We start from the raw sequence: 10406 nt of genomic DNA on the forward strand, positions 1-10406 counted from the left end.
GGGTCACTTTCACGCCGGTGACGTTGCCCGTGACATCGATTTTCGCAACCGGCGGCAGGCCTTCCGCCGCTTTCAGCGTCCCTTGGGAAATGGCGAAATCGAGTTTGATCGCCTCGTCGGGTATCGGGCCGCCGGAAACCGCCTTCGACATGTCGTCGCCGGACATATCGACCTTGAAGGCCAGATTGTCGAGCTGACCAGCCTTGAGATTCTGAACGAGAAAGCGCCTCACGGGCGGAGCTACGGCCTCAGGCCAGATCCTGACCGCGGAGCGCGCGTCGGACTTGGTGGCGCGCACATCGAGCCTCAAGGCGCGCGGATCCGCCGATGCGCCAAGGAGCCCCGATATATCGGCTGAGACGTCCGGGCCCCGCAGCTTCACGGAATTGAGTTTGACGCCGTCCGGTCCAGACAGATCCGCCTCGATCGAGTCGAGCCGAACTGGCTTGTCGCCGGGGCTCGCGCCCGACAAGACGGTATCCTTCCCGGAAAGCGCCAGACGCCAGGCGTCTCCGCCGCCGGGAACGCTCAGCACGCCGCTGAGGGCCACCGTGTTGCCACCGCCCTTCCATTGCAACGTTTCGAGATTGAGCTCGCGTCGATCTTCCGCCCAAGCGACCGCAATGGTCGATTGATCGATCTGAACGGGCGACGTGTCCTTGTCGTCGATCTGAACGATGCCGCTGTTGCTCGTGAACCGTGCCTTCAGTTCAGTGACGCGCTCGTTGGCGAATGCCGTATCGACCCGACCGGAGAGTTTGAGGTTGGACGTTGCCGGTAGTGCCGACAGGCCGGACAAAAGCAATACGTCGTCCAGCGGCGCATCCGCGGTAATGACCGTGGCGCGATAACCGGATTTCGCGTCGCCGGTTGCGTCGCCGTTCAACTGCCAGACGCCCTGCGGGCCATCGAGCGTCGCGTCGAAATGGTGATCGCCACCGGTGTTCTTCGCGAAGACGGCGTCGACGCGTTTGAAGGTCGCGCGTTGTTTCTGCTGCGCGTCGACGAGAGTCAGCGTCGCATTCGTCAATTGCGCACGATCGAGGGAGCTGAGGATTCCGAAACGCCCGACGACGAGTTCGAACAGCGAGCCGACAGCGGCCGAGACCGGTGAAACCGCTGACAATTGTTTTTCGATTGCCTCAGCCACCTGGCGCGAAGGTTCGGGCGCGGGCACCGTCCCGGTCGTATCGGCATCGGTGACAGGCGAGAATGTCAAAGCGCCGTTCTTGTTGATCAGTCCGCGGATCTGAAGATCACGCAGCTCTATCGAACGCGGCTGTAGGTTGCCCGTCAGGAGCGACAACCCTTCCACGCTGACGATGGCATACGGCGCGCGCACGACGAGCGCTCCTTGCGGATCGCGAATGTCGAGGCCGTTGGCGCGAAAGGCCGGTGAACCCGATTTCAGTTCGAGCGCGGTGTTGCGCATGGTCACCGACCAGCCGGGGCCAATTCGCGCGGCAAGGGCCTCGGCAATCCGTTCGGGCATCCGCCCAAAGCTGAGCGGTCCGGCGGCGAGACGCGCGTAGAGAAGGCCGAAGCAAACCACGGCGCTGATGAGGATCCCGAGCTTGAAATAGAGAGCTCCACGCAGGACGCGACGAAGCGCGCTCCGCTTGACGGGGGGCTTTCTGGCACTCTTTCGGCGCGGCTTTTTGATCAAAAACTTTTTCATTCTCGGGGAGCGAGCGATCCTGTTCTTGAGCTGTCCGAAAAATAAGGGAATCAGGTCGAGAGGGACCTTAGCCCGCCCGACCAACTCTCGCGACCGTTTGTTGAGGATTGCGGTTTAGATCCCAAACACTGACAATCCGCCAAAAGGAAGGCGAATCATGACTTTGACCATCGGACAAGAGGCTCCCGACTTCTCACTTCCCGTTACGGGAGGCGAAACGATCAGTCTAGCTTCACTCAAGGGCCGCAAGGCCGTGCTCTACTTCTATCCGAAGGACGACACCAGCGGCTGCACCCGTGAAGCTCAAGATTTCCAGGCCTTGGCGAAGGAGTTCGAAGCAGCCGGGACCGAGGTCATCGGCATTTCGCCCGACAGTCTGAAAAGCCACGACAAGTTCCGCACCAAATACGGCCTCGCCTTCCCCCTCGCCTCGGACGAGGAAAAGTCCATGCTCGAGGCCTATGGCGTGTGGGTCCAGAAGAGCATGTATGGCCGCAAGTACATGGGCGTCGAACGTACGACCGTGCTCATCGACGGCGAGGGCAAGATCGCGCAGGTCTGGCCAAAGGTAAGCGTCCCGGACCACGCCAGCGAGGTGCTGGCGGCGGCGAAGGGGGTCTAGCCTCCATTAATCCCGTCGCTCTACTCCAGATTGATTTGATATAAAGTATCATATAGAACTTGGTTGTCCAGGGAACCGAGGTTCTATGCCCGAATACACAGCCCTTCTACAGGGAACGAGTTGGAATGCGCTTCCGACRCTTCGTCCCGCAGGCAAACCGGTCTTTCTGACCTACAGCTTCCCTAGAATCGAACAGACTCGCGGGTGGTGGTGGCGTGATGAATGGTCGTTCGATGCCGCTGACATGGAACTGGCGCGATACGCCTTGAAGCAATGGGGCGACTGGAGCGGCATCAGTTTTATCGAGGTCAAAGGCAAAGACTCTGAGCTCAAATTTCAATGGTCGGAGAGCGGCGAGAGCACTGAGGCTTATGCAAACTTCCCCACACTCCGTGAATTCTATAGCCGTGAATATCTGGAACGCGATAAATCCGGCGGCTCCGTCTACATGAACACGGTCTATTGGGACGAATTCTCAGCAAACAGAAACTATAAATTCTATGTTCTGCTTCATGAAATTGGTCACGCCCTTGGTTTGAAGCATCCATTTCATACGTCTTATATGAACGAGCAACTGCTGCGTTCCGATCTCGACAACGTCGCCAATACTGTCATGAGCTACACAGGGCGTGAGAACATCAATCATCTGGTGTCGCTCGGCTGGTTGGATGTTCAAGCTGTCCAAGCTCTATACGGCGGTCCATCTAGCGACGGGAGAAACGTTTCGTCCTGGAAATGGAATGCGTCTTCGCAAACACTGACACAGAACGGCAAGACCGGTTCCGATCGACTTTACGGCGTGGCCGTGAAAGACGCCATGAAAGGCGGCAAAGGCAACGACAATCTTTATGGTTTCGATGGGAACGATACGTTGAACGGCGGCGCCGGAAAGGACGTTTTGGTCGGTGGAGACGGCAAAGATCGTTTTGTATTTGATTCCGCCCTCGACGGGACAAAAAACTTCGACAGGATCATCGATCTCCAAAACGGAGACCTCATTGTCCTTTCGACCCGGATCTTCAAGGCCCTAGCCAAAGGTGCTTTGAGCGATGATGTCTTTTTTACTATGTGGAGCGATCCGGAGGACGCGGAGGACGAGGAGAGGAATGCGGACCAACGCATCTTTTACGAAGAGGCATCTGGATATGTATCTTATGATCCTGATGGAACAGGCCCGGCCCAACAAACGCCATTCGTGAGAGTTGCGACAGGCCTCTTTTTGACGGCTAGTGACTTCCTCGTTGTCTAACCCCAGCCGTCGCGACCGGTTAATCGATATCCTCGACCGTCTCACCGCCGCCATAGACGCGCTGCGCGAGCGACGCTTCCATGAATGGGTCGAGCTCTCCGTCGAGCACGTCCTGCGGGCTGGTGGATTGGGCGCCTGTGCGAAGATCTTTCACCAACTGATAGGGCTGCAAGACGTACGAACGGATCTGGTGGCCCCAGCCGATATCCGTCTTGGCGGCCGCTTCTGCGCTGGCTTTCTCTTCACGCTTCTTCAGCTCGGCTTCGTAAAGACGCGCACGCAGCATGTTCCAGGCGGTGGCGCGGTTCTTGTGCTGTGAGCGCTCCTGCTGACACGCCACGACGATACCGGTCGGAATGTGGGTGATGCGCACGGCCGAGTCAGTCGTGTTCACGTGCTGACCGCCGGCGCCCGATGAGCGGAACGTATCGATCCGGCAATCGGATTCCTTGATCTCGATATTGATGCGGTCGTCGACGACCGGATAGACCCACACGGATGCAAAGCTGGTGTGGCGGCGGGCGTTTGAATCGAACGGCGAAATGCGCACGAGCCGATGCACGCCCGATTCAGTCTTGAGCCAGCCATAGGCGTTGAGACCCTTGATCAGCAGTGTCGCGCTCTTGATGCCAGCCTCTTCACCATCGGTGATTTCGAGCAGTTCGACCTTGTACTTCCGACGCTCGGCCCAGCGGGCGTACATGCGATGGAGCATGTTGGTCCAGTCCTGGCTTTCCGTACCGCCGGCGCCGGAATGGACTTCAACATAGGTATCATTGCTGTCGGCCTCACCGGACAGAAGGGTTTCCACCTGGCGCCGTGCGGCTTCCGCCTGCAGCGCGCGGATGGCTTCCTCGCCCTCCTTGATGGTGGACTGATCGTCTTCCATCTCGCCGAGCTCGATCAGCGTGATCGAGTCGTCGAGTTCCTGTTCCAGGCGTTTGATGGCGTTGATCTGGTCTTCGATCGACGTCCGTTCGCGCATGATCTTCTGCGCGGCCTCGGCATCGTTCCAAAGGTTCGGATCTTCCGCGTGAGCGTTCAGCTCCGCGAGGCGTCGCTGGGCATTGTCCCAGTCAAAGATGCCTCCTCAGCAGCCCGACTGACTGCTTGGTGTCATCTACGAGGTGTTGAATTTCGGCGCGCATTTTCTTGCTTGTTGGATGTGGGGGCCGCAGGGAGATGGCGTTCCGTGTAGGCGGAGCGCCACGCCGTGTAAAGCCGTCCGGATCCCGATGATCCGGACCAGCTGCTGGTATGTGGAAGGGCGAAGGACTTGTTAGTAGAGCCCGCCTGTTCCGACGCCGACGGCTCTTTGGGCTTCCGGCGATGCGTATTCAGCCTCGGCGCCTGGCTCCACTGGCGGAAGATAGGCATCCGACGGTCCGGTTCCCGGCTTATAGGCCTCGACGATCACGCCGCCGGATTCACCGGATCCGGCGCGGGTGCCCGAGCCCGCGTTGATCCGCACCAGCTTGATGCCGGTGGGCACGCGGAACGGCGTCGCCGGTTTGTCCTTCAACGCCATCTTCATGAAATCGCGGAAAACCGGCGCGGCGTAGTGGGCCGCCTGGGCGGTCGCGCCGAGCGAACGCGGCTTGTCGTATCCGATGAAGACACCGACCGCGAGATCGGGCGAGAAGCCGACGAACCAGACGTCTTTCGCGTCGTTCGTCGTGCCGGTCTTGCCAGCCAGCGGCTTGCCGACAGCCTTGAGTGACTGGCCCGTTCCGCGCTGCACGACGCCTTCGAGGATCGACGTGACCTGATAGGCTGTCAGCGGGTCGAGCACCTGCTCTCGGTTATCGACCAGCTTTGGCGGCGCGCTGCCGTCGAATTGCGGGGCATCGCAGGTCGCACATTGGCGATCGTCGTGGCGATAGATGGTCTTTCCGGACCGATCCTGGATTCGATCGATCAAGGTCGGCTTGATCCGCAAACCGCCATTCACGAACATCGAATAGGCAGCGGTCATGCGCATGACCGTCGTCTCGCCCGCCCCGAGGGACATGGAAAGAAGCGGCAGCATATCGTCGTAGACGCCGAGGCGACGGGAATATTCCGACACCACCGGCATGCCGACGTCGCGCGCCAGGCGCACGGTCATGATGTTCTTCGAATGCTCGACGCCGTAGCGGAGCGTATGTGCGCCGCCGCCACTGTTTTCGAAGTTTGACGGCGACCACGATTCCTGCCCGGGACCCATGTTGATCGTCAGCGGATCGTCGAGGATGAGGGTCGAAGGCGTGTAACCGTTGTCGAGTGCGGTAGCGTAGACGACCGGCTTGAAGGCCGAACCCGGTTGCCGAAGGGCCTGCGTCGCGCGGTTGAACTCGCTCTGGTCGAACGAGAACCCGCCGACCATGGCGTAGACGCGGCCGGTATTGGGATCCATCGCGACGATCGCTCCCGAGATCTCGGGAACTTGGCGAAGACGGAACTGATCCGGCTTCCCTTCCAGAGGTTCCACGTAGACGACGTCGCCGGAGGCCATGAGCTTGTCGACGGTGCGGCGCGTCCATTTCACGCCATCGGCGGTGACGAGGCCGATCTCTCGTTCCTTGCCCACTTGGCCGGAGGAATCGCGCTTTGGCTGCAGGCCGATCCTCGCACGTCCGCCTGAAACCTCGAGGACGACGCCCATGCGCCACGGCTGAACATCGCCGAGCGCCGGAACTTCGGCGAGCGCCGTTCCCCATTCACGGCCGGCCAACTCGATCCTCTGCTGAGCGCCGCGCCATCCGCGTGCCTCGTCGAAGCGGACGAGACCGTCGACCAACGACTTGCGGGCCATTGCCTGCATCTTCGGATCGAGAGTCGTGCGGATCGACAACCCGCCTTCGTAGAGCTTTTCCTCGCCATAGCGCTCCGCGATCTCGCGGCGAACGCCCTCGGCGAAATAACCCGACGCAATACTGTTCGGCGAAACGACGCGCGGCGTGACATTCAGCGGTTCTTTTTTCGCCGCCTCGGCCTGTTCTCGGGTGATATAGCCATTGTCGACCATACGATCGAGCACCCAGTTGCGACGGCCGACAGCGGCCTGACGCTGCCTGAACGGGTGATAGTTGTTCGGTGCCTTGGGCAGCGCGGCGAGATACGCCGCTTCGGCAATGCTGAGCTCATGCACCGACTTGCCGAAATAGTTCAGCGAAGCGGCGGCAATGCCGTAATTTCCCAATCCGAGATAGATCTCGTTGAGATAGAGTTCGAGAATCTTGTCCTTCGAGAAGGTGGATTCCATTCGCAGAGCGATCAAGGCTTCGCGGATCTTGCGCTCGTAGCTGCGCTCGTTGGTCAGAAGGAAGTTTTTGGCCACCTGCTGGGTGATGGTCGACGCGCCCTGCTCGCGCTTGCCGCCGGACCCCACATTGGCGATCACCGCGCGCACGATGCCCTCGGGATCGATACCCGCATGACGGTAAAAATTCTTATCCTCGGCCGAGAGGAAAGCCGAGACCACGAGCTTGGGCACGGCCTGCATCGGCAGGTAGAGACGCCGCTCGCGCGCATATTCCGCGATCAGGCTTCCGTCCGTCGCGTGAACGCGGGTCATCACCGGCGGCTCGTAATTGGCGAGCTGCGCATGGTCCGGCAAATCCTTGGAGAAATGCCAAAATCCATAGGCGAGAATGGCCGCGCCGATCAGGAAGAAGATCGCTCCGACACTGAACAGGAAGCCAAAAAATCGAAGGATGATGCGCATCCGCTAAAGGTCCGTTGTCGGCGCCTGACGGCGCTCTGGCGCTGATCTGAGAACCCGATGCCCCAATATTGGACAGTGGCTCGCCGCCTGCCCTGTTATCCGAGGAATCATGTGCCCGCTACCGGTATCCACACTGTATCTATGGTAAAACTGCGGCAGCACCTTGTTTGGCGAGCCTTGCGGCAAAAAATCGATCGATCGCCGACGACATTGCATTCGTCGCTTTGACACGCCATTCGTCGGACACGAGCAGGTCGTAGTCTTTCCGGCTGGACAAATAGCCGAGCTCGAGGAGCACCGACGGCACGTCATGCGCGCGCAACACCCAGAACCCGGCCTCCCGGCGGGAATTCTTGTTGAGACGCGCGACGGACTCGAGCTCGCCCACGAGATTTGTCGCAAAGCCGTGAGAGAAGACACGGGTTTCGCGCAAAGTGAGATCCTGGAGGATGTCCGAGACGTCGTCGGCCCCCTCCTTCGCATCGACACCCGCCACTGAATCGGCCTTGTTTTCACGATCTGCGAGGCGTGCGGAATCGGCATCGGAGGCGCGTTCTGCTCGCGTGTAGACCGTCAACCCACGCACCTCCTGCCCGCCGGAAATCGAATCGGCGTGTATGGAGATGAAGAGGTCGGCTTTCCGCTTCTGGGCGAATTTCACCCGTTCCGTGAGGGCCACGAAGACATCGCTGTCCCGGGTCATTGTAACTCTGTAGAGACCGCCCTCTTCCAGCCGTTTCTTCAGTTGCCGGGCAAAACCGAGAACGATGTCCTTTTCGACCGTACCGATCAGGGAGGCGGCACCGGGATCGACACCGCCGTGACCCGGATCGAGCACGATGAGCGGCCTGTTGTCCTTATTTGGGCCGAAAGCGTCATCTGCGACGTCCGGCTTTCCGGCGACCGGGGCTGCCGCCTCAGTCGAGGCCATGACACGCCGATACTCGTCCCTCTCGACCCGGCTCAGCTCGATCGTGAGAATCTGAGAGCCGTCCTTCGGATGCGCTTCCACGGTCACTGCGGATACGATCGCCGGCTGCGCCAGATCGATCACGACCCGAGACTGTCCGGGCGCGAAAAGCCCGTACCGAAAGGAAGAAATCGCCCCCTCCTTCTTCCGCCCCGTCTCTGCCGGGAGGTGAAAGGCGACCTCCGGCAGGTCCACGATGACCCGGTCCGGCCGTTCCATAAGGAAGGTCTTGGCGGTGACCGCCTTTGAGAGGACGACCTTGAATCGCGTCTTGGAGGGCTCAGCGTCGACTGAGATTGCTGCGGCAATCGCCGGCGAGCGATCAATTTCAGGCGAAACCTGAGGCGCCCTATTGGATTCCGGGGCTGCTGCGACGGTCGCGTGCGCGCAAACAAGCGTCGCCGCCAAAACGACAAAAGCCCTCGCCAACCCCTTGAACGACCGTCCGTGCATCCTGTCCGCCAGTATCAATAGATGCCCCTCCCTATCCCATAGTGCGAGTTTGGTTAATGAACCTCCTGCCTAATCAACGACGTTGATGGCCCGATGTTGCAACTAGGTCACATCGTCCCAGCATCTTGCCAAATGCCCCAATCGATCTGTAATGATCGTGATCCCGTCCGGCATGGCCGAATCTGACGGCGCGCCCTCGCGGAGACGATTGTGTTGATCGATCCCGGAGGCCGACGTCACGCCCAATAGGCTCACGGACAGGCTCATATGGCGTAGTTCCGCCGTTTTTCGCCGATGACCAGCCCCGCTGGTGCATCGTTTTCGAAAGGGCCGTTATCGAATGGTTGCGCAGGCGAAGTCAGATATGACTGTCGTACGAGCACCTTTCGATGCGCGCGATTTGCTTCGCGTTCGCCCAYGTCTGACCCAGTTCGGCATGGTTTCGGCCCGGTTTAACCCAGAATGCGCCCCAACGCGGCGCACGATGGCGATCGATCGCAATCCCCACGCATCACCAGCCCGCCGACTTCTATTCCGGCGCGGCCGCCCGCTTCCAGCGCGGCTTTCGCTCAAGGCCTTGCCACCGGTCGCCATGTCGAGAGTTCAACATGGCAAACAAAATGCTCATCGATGCCTCCCACCCGGAAGAGACCCGGGTTGTGGTGGTACGCGGTCAGAAGGTCGAAGAGTTCGACTTCGAATCCGCTACTAGGAAGCAGCTCCGGGGTAACATCTACCTCGCCAAGGTCACACGCGTCGAACCGTCCCTCCAGGCCGCATTCGTCGAATATGGCGGTAACCGTCACGGTTTCCTCGCGTTTAGCGAAATCCATCCCGATTATTACCAAATTCCGGTTGCCGATCGACAGGCCCTGCTCGAAGCCGAGGCAGAAGCCCAGCGGGAGGAAGAGCAGGAAGAGGAGCGTCGCCGGCACCGTCGCCGCCGCTCCGCACCGAAGAAAGTCGCAAGCGACGACACCGTCAGCGCGGCAGCGTCGGAAGGTGAGACCGACGGCTCTACCGACGATTCTGAAGAATCGGTCACTGAAGCCGGCGCAGGCGCCGAAATCATTGAAATCACCGTCGACGGCGCGACCGAGACGCAGGGTGAGATCGACAGCGACGGCGTCGTATCTGCGGAATCCTCGGACGACGAGTCCGACGAGGATCACGACCAGGATCACGACGACGGCCAGGACGAGGATCACGAGGACGGTCAGGACCAGGATCACGAAGAGGGCGACGAGCCGGAAGAGCACCACGTGGTGGAACAGCTCGKCGGCGGAGACGCGCTCGAGGATGTCCCACAGCGTCCGCGCACGCCCCGCAAACAGTACAAGATCCAGGAAGTGATCAAGCGCCGGCAAGTTTTGCTGGTTCAGGTCGTCAAAGAAGAGCGCGGCAACAAAGGCGCGGCGCTCACGACCTATCTTTCGCTCGCCGGTCGCTACTCGGTTCTCATGCCGAACACGGGTCGTGGTGGCGGCATCTCGCGTAAGATCACCAATGCCGCCGACCGCAAGCGGCTGAAGGAGATCGCACAGGATCTCGAGGTGCCCGATGGAATGGGCATCATCCTGCGCACGGCTGGAGCCTCGCGCACCAAGCCGGAAATCAAGCGCGATTACGAGTATCTGATGCGCCTCTGGGAGAGCGTCCGCGAACTCACCCTCACCTCTTCCGCTCCGGCCTTGGTCTACGAGGAGGGATCGCTGATCAAGCGCGCCA

6 protein-coding genes and 1 pseudogene are annotated in these 10406 nt (G+C 60.3%); 3 read left to right on the forward strand and 4 right to left on the reverse strand.

From position 1 onward, the window contains the following. A pseudogene (locus AC1DT3_RS04830) lies at positions 1-1678 on the reverse strand (hypothetical protein); the annotation flags it as partial. A gap of 157 nt (positions 1679-1835) precedes the next feature. On the opposite strand from AC1DT3_RS04830, the gene AC1DT3_RS04835 reads away from it, so the two are divergent. Further along, entirely contained in the window at positions 1836-2300 is a 465-nt protein-coding gene (locus AC1DT3_RS04835) for a peroxiredoxin (RefSeq protein ID WP_477464110.1), read from the forward strand. Between the two features lie 85 nt (positions 2301-2385). Then, positions 2386-3549 (forward strand): matrixin family metalloprotease, encoded by a 1164-nt coding sequence (locus tag AC1DT3_RS04840; protein ID WP_477464111.1) that lies wholly within the window; start codon positions 2386-2388, stop codon positions 3547-3549. Positions 3550-3568: 19 nt separating this feature from the next. On the opposite strand, the gene prfB is transcribed toward AC1DT3_RS04840, so the two are convergent. The 3 genes from prfB to AC1DT3_RS04855 form a co-directional block, all read right to left on the reverse strand. Next, positions 3569-4697 (reverse strand): peptide chain release factor 2 gene (prfB, locus tag AC1DT3_RS04845; RefSeq protein ID WP_477464112.1). Its coding sequence is split into 2 segments (ribosomal slippage): positions 3569-4627 and positions 4629-4697, totalling 1128 coding nucleotides; the frame shifts between segments, so codons are not numbered across the junction. A gap of 131 nt (positions 4698-4828) precedes the next feature. Continuing rightward, positions 4829-7255: a penicillin-binding protein 1A gene (locus tag AC1DT3_RS04850; RefSeq protein WP_477464113.1), complete on the reverse strand. Its 2427-nt coding sequence runs from the start codon at positions 7253-7255 to the stop codon at positions 4829-4831. A gap of 139 nt (positions 7256-7394) precedes the next feature. Then, entirely contained in the window at positions 7395-8678 is a 1284-nt protein-coding gene (locus AC1DT3_RS04855) for an N-acetylmuramoyl-L-alanine amidase (RefSeq protein ID WP_477464114.1), read from the reverse strand. Positions 8679-9286: 608 nt separating this feature from the next. On the opposite strand from AC1DT3_RS04855, the gene AC1DT3_RS04860 reads away from it, so the two are divergent. Beyond that, on the forward strand, positions 9287-10406 hold a 1120-nt coding region (locus tag AC1DT3_RS04860; protein WP_477464115.1), incomplete at its 3' end, for a ribonuclease E/G.

Source organism: Microvirga sp. P4_G7 (assembly GCF_056401005.1).